Source organism: Glaciimonas sp. OK215 (assembly GCF_057787885.1).
Map to the genome: position 1 here is coordinate 1,914,818 of NZ_CM173544.1, position 16,124 is coordinate 1,930,941.

Genomic DNA, 16,124 nt, shown 5'->3' on the forward strand with positions numbered 1-16,124 from the left:
GCAGCTACGCTGCAGCGGTGTAAGGGAGCGCACCGCGCGGCACATATACGCCCTCGCACTGTTCGAGAAACTCTTGCTTTTGTGCGCGCGGATTGAAGAACTGCTTGTACCAGATGCGGGCCTTCATGTAGGGACCGTCGCTTGGCAGGAACAAGCCGTTCAGGCATGGCGCCTTGCTGCTCCAGACTTCAAAATCCTGCTTGAAGGCTTGCAGGGCACCCGCCTGGAACTGGCGCGCGGCAACCGTGTCCGGCAACGTGACTTGCGCGTTGTTTCCCGGCGACTTGACCAGCAGCGCGTGCCAGACTTTGATTGATCCATCGTCGACCGGTGTGTGAGTGATCAGCATGATCGCGTCGAACAGGCCGGTCAGGTGGGAAATCAGCACACCCGGGCCGTGATAGGTAGTGTCGGTATGCAAGACAGGGCTGACACCGTCCACGCCGACCAAGGTGCGATGCGGTCCGCACTGACGTTGTATGGCGGTATGGGCGAGAAATTCATTTTCGTACTTTTCGACGGTCGAACCGTGAATCGGGCCGAGGTGGGCATAGTCGGCGATGTTGTCGATCACTTCCATCGGATGTTGCTGCAACATGCCAAGGTGATCGAATTTCCAGCGTACCCAGGACGGATCGTCCCACTGCGGCAGCGACGGATGCTGCCACTCCGGCGCGCCGCCTTCGGGGTCATGCCAGACCCAGATGGCACCCATGCTCTCGACCACCGTCCATGCCTTGACGCAGGCAGTCGCCGGGATCGGGCCCTGGTGATTCGGAATCTCGTCGCACTTGCCGTCGGGACCGAAGCGCCACGCATGATAAGGGCAGCGAATGGCGTCGCCTTCGACATTGCTGCCGCCACCGTCGATGACCACGTAGGAGGTGTTGTTGGGCGCGGCCAGGTGGGTTTTCATATGCGGGCAATACGCATCCAGCAGCACCACTTTGCCCGTGGCGCGGCCACGATATAAAGCGAAATCCTTGCCAAAAAAGCGTAGCGCCACAGGCTTGTGCGTATTGATCTCTTCAGCGTCGGCGATCATGAACCAGCCGCGTGGGAAAGTGAATTCTCCGAGCCGGTAATCTTTAGTTGTTGCCATTATTCCTCCTGAATTTGACGCAATTGGATAGACCTACGCGATTGTTCCCTATCCATGGGTGGGACGCATACTCTGTTTGGACGATATGCGGCCGGGATTCCGGAACGACTATTCCGTGGATTGCCCGTCGGCGGTCCACAGTTTTGGCAAGCCGGGATCGCTGCTGAGGATCATTCTCTTGAGCAGGTTGCGCAACGCTACCGCTTCAAATTCTCCGATGCGGGCTATCAGGTCGGCCTCGATCGATTTTGCCGCCGCCAGCAGGTGCAGAATGGCATCGCGTCCGTCAGCGCTGAGCCGGTACAGCGCCAGGGTGTCGCCTTCTTGGCACAGCAGGTTGCGCTTGCATAATCCTTGTAGCGCGGCCGGATCGATGTCGAACCCGGTATAGGCCATATGCCTGGCGATCTCTTGCGCCGACAAGGAGGCGCGCACGCTGAGTAGCGACAGCACGAAGAACTCGGCGTCGGACAGTTCGCGCTGCTGGAGGATGGGGCGGATCCCGGCCAGAAACTGGTAGTGGGCGCGGCCCAGCAGGTATCCCAGCATATCTTCCGAAAAAGGCGACGCCGGAACATTCGCTTGCGCTTCGGTGGACACTGCGCCCGATTTGCGCGTGGCGAGTGCGTAGCCTCCGGTCACATACAGCAATGGCGGCCGTTCCGTACGGTTGTAGTCGATGACTTCACCGACGAAGATGATGTGGTCGCCGCCTTCGTACTGGAACATGGTGCGGCACTGAAACCGCGCACTGCAGTCCGGAATGAGCGGCGCATCGGTGATGCCGGGATCGAGTTCGAGGCCGCCGAACTTGTCCGCTCCGGAGCGGGCGAAGCGGTTCGACAATGTTTCCTGTTGATTGGACAGGATGTGGACGTTCCAATGTTGTTTGCCACTGAACACGGCCAGGTTGCGTGAGCTCTTGGCCAGGCTCCACAGGACCAGTGGCGGTTCCATAGATACCGAATTGAAACTGTTCGCGGTGACCCCCACGGCGGCGCCGTTTTCGGCACGCGCCGTAACGATGGTCACGCCGGTGGCGAACATGCCCAAGGCATTGCGGAAATCTTTTGGATCGAATATGCGCGGCTGATTCATGGTTGGTTGTCTCCTTATTCGCTGTATTGACGATGCACAGCACAAGCACAGCATGCCGGGTATGACAGCGCCGCAAATCCCTCACTTGGACTATTCGGAGGGAATTGCTTGTTATGCCGGTCTGTTAGTCCGGATAGACGATGAATGCAACGACAGCGAATGAGACGATCAGGCCATACCGGGTGTTAAAGACGGATCAAGGAGATGTAGTGGAGCAAGATGTTGAGGTAATGGCCGCCGGCCTGAACCGGGATCGGCCTATGAGTACGCCGGATTCCCGCTATCACGGCTTGCGCGTGCGCGCAGTTGTCGACGAAACACCCGATGCCAAGTCGCTGCTGTTCGACGTGCCGCCCGCTCTGGCCGAGGTGTTTCGCTACCGCTCAGGTCAATTTCTGACGCTGCGGCTGCCGCTGCAGGGGCGGCATGTGCCACGTTGCTATTCCATGTCCAGCACGCCGGCGCTCGATGATGCACTGCGCGTCACCATCAAACGGGTGAACGGCGGGCGCGGCTCGAACTGGATCTGCGATCAGGTGCAAGCCGGCGATACGCTGCAAGTATTGCCGCCGTCCGGGGTCTTCACAGCGCGGTCGCTGGATGGCGACTTCTTGCTGTTGGCCGGCGGCAGCGGCGTGACGCCGGTATTTTCAATTCTGCGGGCGGCCTTGGCCGGCGGCAGCGGGCGCATCTGCCTGATCTACGCGAATCGCGACCAGCACTCGGTAATCTTCCGCGAGGAACTCAACGCGCTGGCCGCTGCCCACCCGACACGGTTACAGGTGATTCACTGGCTGGACGCCGTACAAGGCGTGCCGGCGGTGGCGCAACTGGCCGAACTCGCCAGACCCTGGCATCAGGCCCAGGCGTTCATCTGCGGGCCGGGGCCGTTTATGGATGCAGCCGTCGCGGCGTTGCAGGGCAACCAAATGGCATCCGAAAGAATCCATGTCGAACGCTTCGTCTCGCTGCCGGATGAGGAAGATGCGCATGCTGTATTGGCGACTGCGGCGCCGGGCGTTGAGAACGCCGAACTGGAGATTTCACTGGACGGTGTGCTGCACACCATCCAATGCGCTGGCAACGAGACGCTGCTGGAGGCCGCCTTGCGCGCCGGATTGAAGGTGCCGCATTCCTGTCAGGCCGGCATGTGCGCCTCTTGCATGTGTCAGGTGGTCGACGGCAAAGTGCACCTGCGCCACAACGATGTACTCGACCAGAAAGATCTTGCCAAGGCGTGGACACTGAGTTGTCAAGCGCTGCCGATGAGCGACCGTGTACGCATCAAGTTTCCGGAGTGATAAATAATCCTAGATTCCTCAGTTGACCGCTTACTTTTGTCTGGAAATCCACATGAACACATACTTTCTTTCGTTCGATAAGCTGCACCGATTGGGTGAGAACGCTACAGGCGCGATTGCACATTTTTCCGGCCCTCTGGCCGCGTTGCTCCTCCTTGCAGAATGCAGTCTGCCGCGTCGTCGCGCCTTGCCAGATGACCGGAAAAACGCACACTCGCACCTGTCCAACTGAGGAATCTAGGATGATGCCTGAGTTCCTGAATGAAACAGCTGGCGATCTGCCGCAAACGCTGCCGCAAATGATCCGCCATGCCGCCCGCCGGTTTCCGCAGCGTCAGGCGATCGTCGATGGCGCGCTGTCCATTGATTACACGGACCTGGTGCGCAGGACCGAGCAAGCGGCAGCTGCGCTGATCGCTCTGGGAGTGGAGGCGGGCGATCGGGTGGCGATTTGGGCGCCCAATCTGCATGAATGGATTATCGCCGCCTGTGGCATCCATGCCGCCGCCGCTGTGTTGGTCCCGATCAACACTCGCATGAAGGGTGCCGAGGTGGCCGACGTCCTCGAACGCAGTCATGCCAGGGTTTTATTCTGTATCGGAGAATTCCTGGGGCAATATTATCCGGATCTGCTGGATGGCCTGCGTCCTGCCGGACTGCGCCATGTAGTGGTCCTGCGGGACAGCCGTGCGGCCGACGCCGGCGGCAACATGGACTGGACTGCCTTTCTGGCCCGGGCCCACACCGTTCCACTGGCGCGCGTGCTTGAGCGCGAACAGTCGCTGAGCGCCGGGAGTATGGCCGACCTGATGTTCACCTCGGGTACCACCGGCCGTCCCAAGGGCGTGATGGCGGCGCACGGTCCGACCATCCGCGCCTTCAGCGAATGGGCCAAGGTGGTGGGGCTGGATGAAGCGGATCGTTATCTGATCATCAATCCGTTTTTTCATACCTTTGGGTACAAGGCCGGATGGGTGGCGGCGTTCATCCGGGGGGCGACAGTCTTTCCCCATCTGGTGTTCGATGCCGAGCAGGTATTGCAGCGGATTGCGCAGGAGCGCATCAGTTTTCTTCCCGGGCCGCCGACGTTGTTCCTGAGCATGCTGGCGCACCCGCAGTTGCGTTCGTTTGATATCAGTTCACTCAAGGCCACCGTGACCGGCGCCACCACGGTGCCGCCGATCCTGATCAAGCGCATGCGTGAAGAACTCGGGTTTCAGCACGTGACGACTGCCTACGGACTGACCGAATGCGGTGGTTGCGCCACGCTGTGCGATCCATCCGATAGCGCGGAAACGATCGCCACCACTTGCGGCAAGGCGCTCCCCGGCACCGAAGTCCGTTGCGCCGACGAGCAGGGGCGCAGCGTCGCCATCGGCGAACCCGGAGAAGTACTGCTGCGTGGCTACCACGTGATGCTCGGCTATTTCGAGGATGAAACGGCCACGCGCGAGGCGATTGACGCGCAGGGCTGGTTGCACACCGGCGACATCGGCGTGCTGGACGCGCGCGGCTACCTGCGCATCACGGATCGCCTGAAGGATATGTTTATCGTCAGCGGGTTCAATTGCTATCCGGCCGAGATTGAACGCATGCTGGCCGAACATCCGGCCATTGCGCAGGTCGCGGTGGTCGGGATCCCCGATGAACGGATGGGAGAGGCCGGTTGCGCGTGCGTGATATTCCGGCCCGGCAGCGCGCTCAGCGCTGAGGAACTGGTGGCCTGGTCGCGCCAGCGTATGGCGAATTACAAGGTGCCGCGTCATATGCTGGAGTTTGCCGCGTTTCCGCTGAATGCCTCGAATAAGGTACTCAAGCGGGAGTTGGCGCAACTTGCCGCAACGCGCCTGACGCCGGCGCTATGAGCGCAACGCAGCGCTGCCGCAGTGCCGCGCATTACCGTATCCGGCCAGCTCGGGCGTCAATCCGGGAGTTGGCCCGGTGAGCAGCATCGCCAGTCCTGCGCTACCCGTCACGCAGGCGCCAGCCATCAATCGTCGCATGATTACGATCTCAATCATGCTGGCCACACTGATTCAAAGCCTGGATGGCACCATCGCCAACGTTGCTTTGCCACATATGCAAAGCAGCCTGTCGGCAGCGCAGGATCAAATCACCTGGGTGCTGACCTCGTATATTGTGGCGACGGCAATCGCGACGCCGCTTTCAGGCTGGTTGTGCGACCGTTTCGGCCTGAGGTTGGTGTTCCTCGCATCGGTTGCCGGTTTCACTGCGTCCTCGGCACTTTGTGGTGTCTCCACCTCGTTGACGCAGATTGTCGTGGCGCGCCTGCTGCAAGGCATGTTCGGTGCCGCCCTTGTGCCACTTTCTCAAACCGTCCTGCTGGATATCAATCCGCGCGAAAAGCACGGCTCGGCAATGGCAGTCTGGGGCATGGGGGTCATGCTCGGGCCGATACTCGGGCCGACGCTGGGAGGCTGGCTCACCGATGCATTCAACTGGCGCTGGGTATTCTTTATCAATGTGCCGATAGGTGCGATGGCGTTTTACGGTATCGCCAGATACATTCGCCATGTTCCCGGCAGCCGCCGCATGCGCTTCGACATGTTTGGCTTCGCGACCCTGAGTCTGGCGCTCGGCGCGCTGCAAATGCTGCTGGATCGGGGCGAACTGAACGACTGGTTTTCCGCCCTGGAGACCTGGATCGAAATGCTTGTTTTTGCAGCCGCCACGGGCTATTTCATTGCGCACACCGTGGCCACGCCGGCCAGTCGATCTTTTTTTGATTACCGCTTGCTCAAGAATCGTAACTACGTCACCGGATTGCTGTTCATATTCATGGTTGGCATGGTGCTGTTTGCGACACGCGTCCTGATGCCTGCCTTGTTGCAAAATCTGCTGGGTTATCCGGTAGCGCTGGCCGGTCTGCTGACCGCGCCGAGCGGCCTGGGAACCATGATTTCCATGCTCATCGCCGGACGCCTGATCGGCCGCGTGGATCTACGTTTGCTGCTGTTGACCGGCTTTGCAATTACCGCATTTTCCCTATGGCAGATGTGCGGCTATTCGCTGGAGCTGTCACAGGGCGATATTGTCTGGCCGGGCATGATTCAGGGCATCGGGCTGGGCCTGGTTTTCATACCGCTGAGTACGGCAACGTTTGCCACCTTGGATCCGGCGCTGCGTCAGCAGGGAACGGCAATCTTCAGTCTGGTTCGCAACATCGGCAGCGGTATCGGCATCTCGCTGGTGCAAACCTTACTGGTCCGGAATACCCAAATCAACCACGCTGCGCTGGCAGAGCATATTACGTATGCCAATCCTGCATTGCAGGACCCGGCGCTGGCGGCTTTCTATAGTCCGGCGCATCCGCTGGGACTGGCGATGCTGAACGCAGAAATCACCCGGCAGGCTTCAATGATCGCCTATCTGGACGATTTCTGGCTGATGCTGCTGATGACCTTGATGGCAATGCCGCTCTTGCTGCTGATCAAATTACCGGGCAAAGGCGAATCAGCCATTGTGGAGCATGTCGCCACGGAATAGCGGCGCGCCATGTCGGTTGCTGCATAGTCCAAACAGGGGATGAGTCGCGCGATCTGCGCTAGTAATCTCAACGCATAGCGCGCTGCCGGTCCGCTGCGCCGTTGCGGGATCGGGGCGGCACAACAGCGGAATTCAAATGCATTTCAGGAGAATGGACGAATGGGAATTATTGCGGTAACAGGAGCGGCTTCAGGTATCGGTGCGGCCACGGTAGCGCGCCTTTTGCACGACGGGCATCGGGTGCTTACGGTCGACCGGCAAGCGGCGGACATTGTGTGTGATCTGGGGTCGGAGCAGGGACGGCAGCTCGCCATCAAGGGCATCACCGAACTTGCCGGGTCGCATCTGGACGGCCTGGTGACCTGCGCCGGGATCGGCGGGTTTCCGCACCGAAGCGGTGCCGAGGTGGCGGCCGTCAACTACTTTGGCACGACGGTGTTGCTGGCCGGATTGCGGCCGCTGCTGGCCGCCGCCGGCAACGCTTCGGTGGTGGCGATCAGTTCCAACTCGGCCACCGTCCAGCCGGGCTGGCCGCAGGCGCTGGCCGAGGCTTGCCTGAGCGGGGACGAAGCGCGCACCTGCACCCTGGCCAACGAGGTCGGCGCGCTCCTGACGTATCCCGCCAGCAAGGCGGCAGTGGCACGTTATGTGCGACGCCATGCGCCGACCAAAGAATGGATCGGTGCCGGCATTCGCCTGAATGCGATCGCGCCCGGACTGGTCGAGACGGCGCTGGTTGCCGAGGGCCGCAGCGACCCGGACATCGCCCGCGCATTCGATGCCTTTCCGGTGCCGCTGGGCCGCGCCGGGCGGCCCGAGGAGGTCGCGGCGCTGATAGCCTTCCTGCTTGGTCCGGAAGCCGGATTCATATGTGGCTCGGTCATCTGGCTGGATGGCGGCTCCGATGCCCTGTTACGGCCGGACGACTGGCCGGCGGTGTGGAATCTGCCTGAGGCTTGAGAACGGACTCAGGGACGCCGCCTCTTCACTCACGCTCACCAAACATCTCAGCAGCGCACGTTTGCAAGTCTTGAGACGCTAACAAGCACCGTTGCGTGATGTTGGGGCTGTTCAGGCCAAGGCATATAACTGCTCGGCCCTTGCCTTCAAGCTGTGTGCGACCGCGTCGAAGCCCTGTTTGACCCATGGCCCGTGCTTCTCCATCACGGTGGGTGCGGTTGGCCCAAGGAAAAGATCGGTGGTGTAATACGTGCAGCTGACCTCGCTCGTGACCTCGATGTATTGGTCGCGACGTGCGGCGTCAGGGGAAATTTCCGACGGAGACATCTCCCATGACAGTCGCTGCGGCTGATCGAACGCTGCCAGCTGTTCGATCACGTGAATCAATTCTCCAGGTCGGGTCGGATCGGGTAAAAACAGGTTAACAGGTTCGCCCATTTTGAGGGTGGATTCGACCCGCACCGTGTAGGGATTCCATTGCGGGTATTTTTCGAGATCAACCAATACTTTCCATACCAGGGATGCGGGCGCGTGGATCTGTACTTTGACCGAGGTGACAAGATATTTTGAAGCGGACATGCAAGGCTCCTTAGAGATGGTCGACACTTAGTGGAATTGCCGTAAATATCTTACTAACCACCAGAGATCCGATCTTCATCCGATCGGACGAAGAGTGGTGTGCTTGCCCTTGTTATTGTGTGAAATCAGATGGTGTTCGCGAGAATATCCAGTAACAAACAGCCAGGAATGATTTTGCCAATAAGCGCCGTCGAGGTGCGGACTACAGGAGACGCAACGTGACAACAGATTCGATCGAATCGCAAATACTTTCCGGAGAAACATGGGCAACATTCTGCGATGCATTAAAACGCAGTGGCCAGCAAATTCTCAGGCCGGAAGCCCCGCAAGACGCATTGACCCGCGCCGAAGGTTACCGTTACCTGAGCCGCTTGTTGCGCATAGCGCTCGAGATGCACGTGGAGTTTTCCGATCCGGCGTTTCCCGGGTTCTTTTCGCCATCCCATGAGACGGCGAAGATCGGTGCCGATAATCCCGATAATTTTTATCAATACGCGCGCTTGAACGGCCACCATGCCTACCGTGTAGCCGGCAATCGGGGGACGGTGTCGTATTTGAGTTTCGGGACCCAGAAAGGCGGTTACGAGACTGATGGGAAAATGGAGCAGACCGGCTTCATCGACGCCAGCCATCTCGACATCAATCCGGATGGCAGCTTCGCGCTGATCCTGAGCCAGCAACCACAACCGGGAAACTGGATACGAATGGCGCCAGACACCAATGCGTTGATCGTGCGGCAGACCTTCCTTGAGCGCAAGCTTGAAAAGCCGGCGCAACTGAGGATTGAGCGCATCGGACACAGCGACGCGCCGGCAGCGCTGGACCCGCTTGCTCTGCATAATGGACTGTTGCGCGCCGCCGGCTTTGTTGAAAACACCGCGCGCATCTTCGCCGACTGGGCGGCCGGCTACCGTGCGCACACCAATCAACTTCCGCCGGCCGACCAGGCGGTATGCCAGGCGGCTGGCGGCGATCCGAATATTTTCTATTACCACTCCTATTGGGAGCTGGCCGCGGACGAAGCGCTCGTCATCGACGTGGCGTCGGTCCCTGATTGTGATTTCTGGAATATGCAAATCGACAATTACTGGATGGAGTCGCTCGATTACCGTTATCACAATATTTGTATCAACAAGCATTCGGCGCATTACAACGACGACGGCGGGGTGACCTTGGTGCTTGCCCACCGTGATCCTGGCCGGCCCAACTGGCTGCAAACCGCCGGACACGGCAACGGAACCATGTGTTTGCGCTGGGTCGGCGCATCGCAGCAGTCTCACCCGACAACCCGCGTCGTCAAACTGGATACCCTGAAGGAGGCCGCATGAGCGCCAATATCGCAGTAGCGCCTGAATTCAATGTGGATGGCCTGATGTCGCTGGCGATCGAACGCTCCGGCGGCCTTGCCGATTTCGGTGGCGGCGGTTATCGGGAGGCGTTGACCGTTTTGTGCGCGGCGCTGGAGCAAGAGGCAAACCTTTCGGCGCAGGGCAGGGTGCTGATGCACGAAAAAATTGTCGCGCAACTGGTTAACCGTTTGGCTATCGAGGATTACTGCCGGCGCTACCCGGAAATTCTGACGCAGCGAATCGACGATCCGGTCGTGATCGTCGGCCTGCCGCGTACTGGAACCACCTTGTTGCAGCGCGCTCTGGCGGCCGATCCGCGCTTTTATTCTGCGGCATTCTGGGAGACCCGCTACCCGGCGCCACTGCCGGGTCAAGCGTCGCACGATCCGGGGAAGCGTATTGCACTGGCCCGCGACGAAGTCGATATGATGATCAAATACATGCCGCAAATTCTGGCGATGCATCCGCTGGATGCGATGCAGGCCGACGAAGAGTTCATGCTGATGGAGCATTCGTTCATGTGCGCAATGGACTCGTACGTCAATGTGCCAAGCTATACCGCCTGGCTGGACCGGCAGGATCAGACCCCGGTCTACGATTATCTGAAAAAAATCCTGCAGTTTCTGCAGTGGCAGAAGCTGCAGCGTGGCGAACCCGCGGCGCAACGCTGGATACTCAAGACACCGCAGCATTTGCATACCCTTGAATTGCTGTTCAAGGTATTCCCACAAGCAAAAGTCGTCCTTACCCACCGCGATCCGCTGCACACCATTCCATCGATCGCCAGCATGGCGCATACATTGTGGAAAATGTATGCCGATGAACCGGATGCGAAAGTGGTCGGACAGCAATGGAGCACGCGCATGAGACGTGCGGTGCACCACGCGATGCAGGTGCGCGCTGCGCTGCCGGCAGGCAGTTTTCTGGATATACGGTTTGAAGATACCGTCACCGATCCGTTCGGCGTGATTGCGTCGATCTACCGCTTTGCCGGCATCGCATTGACGGAAGAAGTACGGGGCGCCATACACAACTGGCTGACGGAGAACCGTCGCGACCAGCGCGCGGCGCACGACTACACGCTGGCCCAGTTCGGCTTTGGCGAGGAACAACTTAAGCGGGATTTCGCGGCCTACCGAGAGCGTCATATCCTGGCCGATGCGGTTACAGCGCGTTAAATCGCAATTCAGAGGAGATTTGAAAATGCTGTTAAAAAACAAGGTAGTCATCGTATCCGGCATCGGCCCCGGTCTCGGCGTCAAACTGGCAGTCGAGGCCGCACGCGAAGGTGCGCGTGCGGTGGTGCTGGGGGCGCGCACTGCGGCTAAACTGGATGATGCCGAAGCCCGCATCAAGGCACTCGGTACGGATTGCGAAGTGTTGAAGGTGGTGCTCGATATCACTGATCGTGCCCAGTGCAAGAGCATGGCCCAACAGACGGTGCAGCGCTTCGGCCGTATCGATGCGCTGCTCAACAGCGCGTACGTGCATGGCAATTTCGAGCCGGTGGAAATGGCCGACCTGGAAGCCTGGCGCGCGACGTTCGACACCAATGTGGTCGGTACCATGAACCTGACACTTGAGGTCGTGCCGACCATGAAAGCCCAGCGCGGCGGAGCGATCGCAATGATTAACACCCAGGCTACGCGCAAGCCTTTTCCCGGTGAGTCCGGTTATGCCGCTTCGAAAGGCGCGTTGGCGGTGGCGGTAAAATTTCTCGCCCGCGAACTTGGCGCGCATGGCATTCGCGTCAACAGCGTGTTCATGGGCTGGATGTGGGGCGCACCGGTACAAGGCTATGTCCGGCATGCTGCCGCAGAGCAGAACGTGGCGCAGGAGCAGATCATTGGGCAGATCACGGCGAATATCCCGCTTGGCCATATCCCGACCGATGACGACTGCGCCAAGGCGGCGCTGTTCCTGGTGTCGGACTATGCCAAAGCGGTCACTGGCGCTTCGCTCGACGCCAACGGCGGCGAGTTCATGGCGTGATTTTCCAGCCGGCCTCGCCGGTCACGGCCTGACAGGCCACTTCTGTTATTCAAGTCAGGGCGACCACGCTGCTCAACAAGGTCTTCATGAGCGTGGCCTGGCGGGTCGCACCGGTCTTTGCGAAAATGCCGCGCAGGTGAGTGCGCACAGTATTTTTCATGATCCCGAGCTGGTCGGCCGCTTCGTCGAGTGTCAGCCCATCGGTGAGCAGCAATGCGAGTTCGGTTTCGGTCCGCGTCAGCTTGAAAAGCTTGCGCAGCACCTCGCGCGATGTCTGCGAGGTGCTGACCGGATCGCGGATGAAGATCACGACTGCGGGGCGGCGCTGTTTTTCCTTCGCGTAATAATTCAGCGGGATCGCGCGGATCAGGACGGTGAGCGGCATTTTTCCGGAAGGCCGCGACAGGGTGCTTACCTCAACAGCAGAAATCGCCGCGTTCAGGTGATTGTTCAGTCCCTGTTGAATCGCTTTCTGGAGTTTTCTGTTTTCGAGAGGGCAATGCGCTTTCAGCATGTGCTGGCTAACCTGAATACCATCTTTTGCAGTGATCAGGTCGTATGCTGCGCTGTTGGTCTTTAGCACCTCGCCGCCTTCGTCCAGGATCACGGTGCCAATCAGCATCCGGTCGATTGTACTTGCGTAAAGCGATCGCTCCGATTCCAGCACGTCAAGCTTCGAATGCAGATCGACCGCTCTTTTGAGGTGCGGCAGCAAAACCTCGATGAAGGCTTTTTCGATCACCGCGAAATCGCTCGCAGCATGGTTGCGGCTGACGAAGAATGCGCATTCCACACCATCGTCGGTGCGAATGTTGGCCGCCAGGATGTAGCGCAGATCGAGCGGTTGCAGGTACTGCATGTAGAACGGATTGGCGCGCCATCCGCTTGCGCCGAAAATTTCGTCGGCGGTACGCACCTGATCGGTCGGCAGGCCTAAGAATGGGCACAACGCATAATAATCGTTGCTGTAAGCGGGCTCGCCCGGCAGCGCGGTGCCGTAGACGGAGGCATTGACGATCAGCCCGGGGCGGGAACTGGCCGGTGTACGCAATACCAGTGTCGCGAAACTGGCATCCAGCCGGCGTCGGACAAGTTCAAGCGAACTCGACCACGGGGTTGCCTCCATCGGCCCCTGATACAGCAAGCCAAGCAGCGTACTCAGTTCGGCGGGCGGCAGCACCGCTGTTGCAAACAGCTGAGGCGCATCGTGGCGGGATCTGGTCATTGCCGGCAACATACTCATTGTCTCCATCGAACATGACTTCAGGGTCATTTGTTGTTTACTTATACCCGCTTCACCTGATCGCGAATCGTCCGTTTGGTCTAGGTGATTTCAGAGAGCTTTGGTTCGCCCGAATGGATGATGTTGTGCGCGGATTTTCCCCACACACTGTGACCTCATCGAGCAAATAAAGAAGGAGACAAACGATGTTGACTCACTTGCAGCGCCTTGAGGCGGAGAGCATTCACATCATGCGTGAGGTGGTGGCGGAATGTGAAAATCCGGTGATGCTGTATTCCATCGGGAAAGACAGTGCCGTGATGCTGCATCTTGCGATGAAGGCGTTCTACCCGGCCAAGCCACCGTTTAAATTATTGCACGTCGACACGACCTGGAAATTCAAGGAAATGATTGCGTTCCGCGACCGGACGGCGCAGCAGCTGGGGGTTGAACTGATTGTCCACGTCAACCCTGACGGGCTTGAAAAGAATATCAATCCGTTCACCCATGGCTCTGCGGTGCATACCGATATCTGGAAGACGGAAGGCTTGAAGCAGGCACTGGATAAATACGGCTTTGACGCCGCATTCGGTGGCGCCCGGCGCGATGAAGAAAAGTCGCGCGCCAAGGAGCGCATCTTCTCGATGCGTTCCGCCCAGCACCGCTGGGACCCGAAATTGCAACGTCCCGAACTCTGGCGCATGTACAACGCGCGCAAGAATAAAGGTGAAAGCATCCGGGTGTTTCCGATCTCCAACTGGACCGAGCTCGACATCTGGCAATACATCCACCTTAACAATGTGCCGATCGTGCCGCTGTACCTCGCAAAGGAGCGGCCGGTGGTGGAGCGCGACGGCACATTGATCATGGTGGACGACGACCGCATGCCGTTGAAGGAGGGCGAGGTCCCCATGACCAGGAAGGTACGCTTCCGCACGCTGGGTTGCTATCCGCTGACTGGCGCGATCGAAAGTGAAGCCGATACCCTGACGGCGATTATCCAGGAAATGCTGTTGGCTAAAACATCCGAACGGCAGGGGCGTCTGATTGACCACGACTCCGCCGGTTCGATGGAAAAAAAGAAACAGGAGGGATATTTCTGATGGCACACGTATCCGACATGATTGCCGAGGACATCGAGCAATATCTGACATCACACGAGAACAAGAGCCTGCTGCGGTTCATCACCTGCGGCAGCGTTGACGATGGCAAGAGCACGCTGATCGGCCGCTTGCTGTATGAATCGAAAATGCTGTTCGAAGACCAGTTGAGCCAGCTCGAACTAGATTCGAAAAAGGTCGGCACCCAAGGCGGCGACCTGGACTTCGCATTGCTCGTGGATGGACTTTCCGCAGAGCGTGAACAGGGCATCACCATTGATGTGGCGTATCGCTTCTTCTCGACCGACAAGCGCAAGTTCATCGTGGCCGACACCCCGGGCCACGAGCAATATACGCGCAACATGTTTACGGGTGCTTCCACGGCGGACGTCGCCATTATCCTGATCGACGGCCGCAAAGGCGTGCTGACGCAGACCCGGCGACATAGCTATCTGGCTTCTCTGATCGGCATTCGCCATATCGTGGTGGCGATCAACAAACTGGATATGGTGGATTACTCCAAAGAGATCTTTGATCGGATCGATGCGGAATACCGCAGGTTTGCAGACGAGATCGGCCTGAAGAATATTGTGACGATTCCCATGTCGGCGCTCAAGGGCGACAACATCACGGCATTAAGCGCCAACACGCCGTGGTACGCCGGTCCGACTTTGATGGCGCATCTGGAGGATGTGCAGGTCGAGGATACGGCCGATGAATCCTGGCCGTTTCGCATGCCTGTGCAGTGGGTCAATCGCCCGAACCTGGACTTCCGGGGCTATTCCGGGATGGTGGTGGGCGGCAGCGTCAAGCCTGGCGACCGCTTGCGCGTATTGCCGTCCGGCAGAGAAAGCAACGTCGCGCGTATCGTGACAGGCGATGGCGATCTTGCGCGTGCAGTGTCGGGTCAGTCGGTCACGATTACGCTACAAGACGAGATTGACATCAGTCGCGGCGACGTCCTCGTGACCGCCGAGGCGCCGGCCGGGGTCGCGGACCAGTTCGAGGCGACTATCGTCTGGATGCGCGATGAACCGATGCTGCCTGGACGTCCTTATCTATTGAAGATCGGGACCAAGACCGTGACAGCCACCAGCGCGGCGCCAAAATACAAGGTCGACGTCAATACGATGGCGCATCTGGCGGCAAAGAAGCTCGACCTTAACGAAATCGGCGTCTGCAATCTGAGTCTTGACCAGTCGATCGCGTTTGATCCGTACCAGGAAAATCGCGATACCGGCGGCTTCATCATGATCGACCGTCTGACCAACAACACGGTGGGCGCCGGACTCCTCCACTTTGCCTTGCGTCGTTCGCAGAATATCCATTGGCAGGCGATCGACATCAACAAGCAGGCGCACGCAGCCCTCAAGCGACAAAAGCCTTGCGTAGTCTGGTTCACGGGATTGTCGGGCGCCGGCAAGTCGACCATCGCCAACCTGGTTGAGAAGAAGTTGCACGCGCTGGAGAAACATACCTGCCTGCTCGATGGCGACAACGTGCGGCATGGGCTGAACAAGGACCTCGGATTCTCGGAAGCGGATCGGGTCGAGAACATTCGCCGGGTCGGAGAAGTGGCAAGACTGATGGTCGACGCCGGTCAGATCGTGCTGGTGTCGTTTATCTCGCCATTCCGTTCCGAACGCAGAATGGCGCGTGAACTGGTGGCAGCCGACGAGTTCTTCGAGGTGTTCATCGATACCCCGATCGACGTGGCCGAACAACGGGATCCGAAGGGGCTCTACAAAAAGGCGCGGCGCGGCGAACTGAAGAACTTCACCGGCATCGATTCACCTTATGAAGCACCGGAGAATCCGGAGATACGCATCGACACGGCCGCTCAATCGCCGGAGCAGGCTGCCGAATTGATCGTCAATCACCTGATTGCCAGCGGCGTCGTCAGCTAGGAGCCTG

General features: G+C 59.1%; 15 protein-coding genes. 10 read left to right on the top strand and 5 right to left on the bottom strand.

Translation table 11 applies throughout. The features are described 5' to 3' along the window. Positions 1–4: 4 nt before the first annotated feature. A complete protein-coding gene (locus AC3CHX_RS08605) occupies positions 5–1,102 on the bottom strand; it encodes an aromatic ring-hydroxylating dioxygenase subunit alpha (protein WP_488643629.1) in 1,098 nt (365 codons plus the stop codon). Positions 1,103–1,210: 108 nt separating this feature from the next. Beyond that, positions 1,211–2,200: a flavin reductase gene (locus tag AC3CHX_RS08610; protein WP_488643630.1), complete on the bottom strand. Its 990-nt coding sequence runs from the start codon at positions 2,198–2,200 to the stop codon at positions 1,211–1,213. Between the two features lie 260 nt (positions 2,201–2,460). Here AC3CHX_RS08610 and AC3CHX_RS08615 point away from each other — a divergent pair, with 260 nt between their 5' ends. From AC3CHX_RS08615 to AC3CHX_RS08625, 3 genes are read left to right on the top strand one after another with little or no spacing between them, the layout of a single operon-like run. Beyond that, complete coding sequence (locus AC3CHX_RS08615; protein ID WP_488644767.1) at positions 2,461–3,501, top strand: 2Fe-2S iron-sulfur cluster-binding protein; 1,041 nt, start codon at positions 2,461–2,463, stop codon at positions 3,499–3,501. Positions 3,502–3,553: 52 nt separating this feature from the next. After that, the gene (locus tag AC3CHX_RS08620; RefSeq protein WP_488643631.1) at positions 3,554–3,733 is read left to right on the top strand and encodes a hypothetical protein; all 180 of its coding nucleotides are present in this window, start codon (positions 3,554–3,556) and stop codon (positions 3,731–3,733) included. A gap of 13 nt (positions 3,734–3,746) precedes the next feature. Further along, positions 3,747–5,366, top strand: a complete 1,620-nt coding sequence (locus tag AC3CHX_RS08625) for a FadD3 family acyl-CoA ligase (protein WP_488644768.1) — start codon at positions 3,747–3,749, stop codon at positions 5,364–5,366. On the opposite strand, the gene AC3CHX_RS08630 is transcribed toward AC3CHX_RS08625, so the two are convergent. After that, positions 5,361–5,504 carry a hypothetical protein gene (locus AC3CHX_RS08630; protein WP_488643632.1) on the bottom strand — a complete coding sequence of 48 codons (144 nt, stop codon included), beginning with the start codon at positions 5,502–5,504 and terminating at the stop codon, positions 5,361–5,363. The two genes, AC3CHX_RS08625 and AC3CHX_RS08630, sit on opposite strands and share 6 nt — an antisense overlap. Between AC3CHX_RS08630 and AC3CHX_RS08635 the strand changes: the two genes are divergently transcribed. After that, on the top strand, positions 5,503–7,008 hold the full coding sequence (locus tag AC3CHX_RS08635; protein WP_488643633.1) for an MDR family MFS transporter: 1,506 nt from the start codon (positions 5,503–5,505) through the stop codon (positions 7,006–7,008). The two genes, AC3CHX_RS08630 and AC3CHX_RS08635, sit on opposite strands and share 2 nt — an antisense overlap. A 159-nt stretch (positions 7,009–7,167) precedes the next feature. Continuing rightward, entirely contained in the window at positions 7,168–7,968 is an 801-nt protein-coding gene (locus AC3CHX_RS08640; protein ID WP_488643634.1) for an SDR family oxidoreductase, read from the top strand. A gap of 111 nt (positions 7,969–8,079) precedes the next feature. Here AC3CHX_RS08640 and AC3CHX_RS08645 read toward each other — a convergent pair whose 3' ends face one another. Continuing rightward, positions 8,080–8,547 carry an SRPBCC domain-containing protein gene (locus AC3CHX_RS08645; RefSeq protein WP_488643635.1) on the bottom strand — a complete coding sequence of 156 codons (468 nt, stop codon included), beginning with the start codon at positions 8,545–8,547 and terminating at the stop codon, positions 8,080–8,082. A gap of 218 nt (positions 8,548–8,765) precedes the next feature. Between AC3CHX_RS08645 and AC3CHX_RS08650 the strand changes: the two genes are divergently transcribed. The 3 genes from AC3CHX_RS08650 to AC3CHX_RS08660 are packed head-to-tail and all read left to right on the top strand — an operon-like array spanning position 8,766 to position 11,888. After that, the gene (locus tag AC3CHX_RS08650; RefSeq protein WP_488643636.1) at positions 8,766–9,875 is read left to right on the top strand and encodes a DUF1214 domain-containing protein; all 1,110 of its coding nucleotides are present in this window, start codon (positions 8,766–8,768) and stop codon (positions 9,873–9,875) included. Beyond that, positions 9,872–11,074, top strand: a complete 1,203-nt coding sequence (locus AC3CHX_RS08655) for a sulfotransferase family protein (RefSeq protein WP_488643637.1) — start codon at positions 9,872–9,874, stop codon at positions 11,072–11,074. Before AC3CHX_RS08650 ends, AC3CHX_RS08655 begins: the two co-directional genes overlap by 4 nt. 25 nt (positions 11,075–11,099) lie before the next feature. Beyond that, the gene (locus AC3CHX_RS08660; protein WP_488643638.1) at positions 11,100–11,888 is read left to right on the top strand and encodes an SDR family oxidoreductase; all 789 of its coding nucleotides are present in this window, start codon (positions 11,100–11,102) and stop codon (positions 11,886–11,888) included. Between the two features lie 49 nt (positions 11,889–11,937). Here AC3CHX_RS08660 and AC3CHX_RS08665 read toward each other — a convergent pair whose 3' ends face one another. Continuing rightward, positions 11,938–13,125 carry a helix-turn-helix transcriptional regulator gene (locus AC3CHX_RS08665; RefSeq protein ID WP_488644769.1) on the bottom strand — a complete coding sequence of 396 codons (1,188 nt, stop codon included), beginning with the start codon at positions 13,123–13,125 and terminating at the stop codon, positions 11,938–11,940. Between the two features lie 191 nt (positions 13,126–13,316). On the opposite strand from AC3CHX_RS08665, the gene cysD reads away from it, so the two are divergent. Continuing rightward, positions 13,317–14,213 carry a sulfate adenylyltransferase subunit CysD gene (cysD, locus tag AC3CHX_RS08670; protein ID WP_488643639.1) on the top strand — a complete coding sequence of 299 codons (897 nt, stop codon included), beginning with the start codon at positions 13,317–13,319 and terminating at the stop codon, positions 14,211–14,213. After that, the gene (gene cysN, locus AC3CHX_RS08675; protein WP_488643640.1) at positions 14,213–16,117 is read left to right on the top strand and encodes a sulfate adenylyltransferase subunit CysN; all 1,905 of its coding nucleotides are present in this window, start codon (positions 14,213–14,215) and stop codon (positions 16,115–16,117) included. Before cysD ends, cysN begins: the two co-directional genes overlap by 1 nt. Positions 16,118–16,124 lie beyond the last annotated feature (7 nt).

What these genes read in the sequence shown, in the direction of transcription:
- AC3CHX_RS08660 (WP_488643638.1), top strand. Translation starts at nt 11,100, where the DNA reads ATGCTGTTAAAAAACAAGGTAGTCATCGTATCCGGCATCGGCCCCGGT.
- AC3CHX_RS08605 (WP_488643629.1), bottom strand. Translation starts at nt 1,102, where the DNA reads ATGGCAACAACTAAAGATTACCGGCTCGGAGAATTCACTTTCCCACGC.
- AC3CHX_RS08620 (WP_488643631.1), top strand. Translation starts at nt 3,554, where the DNA reads ATGAACACATACTTTCTTTCGTTCGATAAGCTGCACCGATTGGGTGAG.
- AC3CHX_RS08615 (WP_488644767.1), top strand. Translation starts at nt 2,461, where the DNA reads ATGAGTACGCCGGATTCCCGCTATCACGGCTTGCGCGTGCGCGCAGTT.
- AC3CHX_RS08610 (WP_488643630.1), bottom strand. Translation starts at nt 2,200, where the DNA reads ATGAATCAGCCGCGCATATTCGATCCAAAAGATTTCCGCAATGCCTTG.
- AC3CHX_RS08665 (WP_488644769.1), bottom strand. Translation starts at nt 13,125, where the DNA reads ATGTTGCCGGCAATGACCAGATCCCGCCACGATGCGCCTCAGCTGTTT.
- AC3CHX_RS08625 (WP_488644768.1), top strand. Translation starts at nt 3,747, where the DNA reads ATGCCTGAGTTCCTGAATGAAACAGCTGGCGATCTGCCGCAAACGCTG.
- AC3CHX_RS08630 (WP_488643632.1), bottom strand. Translation starts at nt 5,504, where the DNA reads ATGCGACGATTGATGGCTGGCGCCTGCGTGACGGGTAGCGCAGGACTG.
- AC3CHX_RS08640 (WP_488643634.1), top strand. Translation starts at nt 7,168, where the DNA reads ATGGGAATTATTGCGGTAACAGGAGCGGCTTCAGGTATCGGTGCGGCC.
- cysN (WP_488643640.1), top strand. Translation starts at nt 14,213, where the DNA reads ATGGCACACGTATCCGACATGATTGCCGAGGACATCGAGCAATATCTG.
- AC3CHX_RS08645 (WP_488643635.1), bottom strand. Translation starts at nt 8,547, where the DNA reads ATGTCCGCTTCAAAATATCTTGTCACCTCGGTCAAAGTACAGATCCAC.
- cysD (WP_488643639.1), top strand. Translation starts at nt 13,317, where the DNA reads ATGTTGACTCACTTGCAGCGCCTTGAGGCGGAGAGCATTCACATCATG.
- AC3CHX_RS08655 (WP_488643637.1), top strand. Translation starts at nt 9,872, where the DNA reads ATGAGCGCCAATATCGCAGTAGCGCCTGAATTCAATGTGGATGGCCTG.
- AC3CHX_RS08635 (WP_488643633.1), top strand. Translation starts at nt 5,503, where the DNA reads ATGATTACGATCTCAATCATGCTGGCCACACTGATTCAAAGCCTGGAT.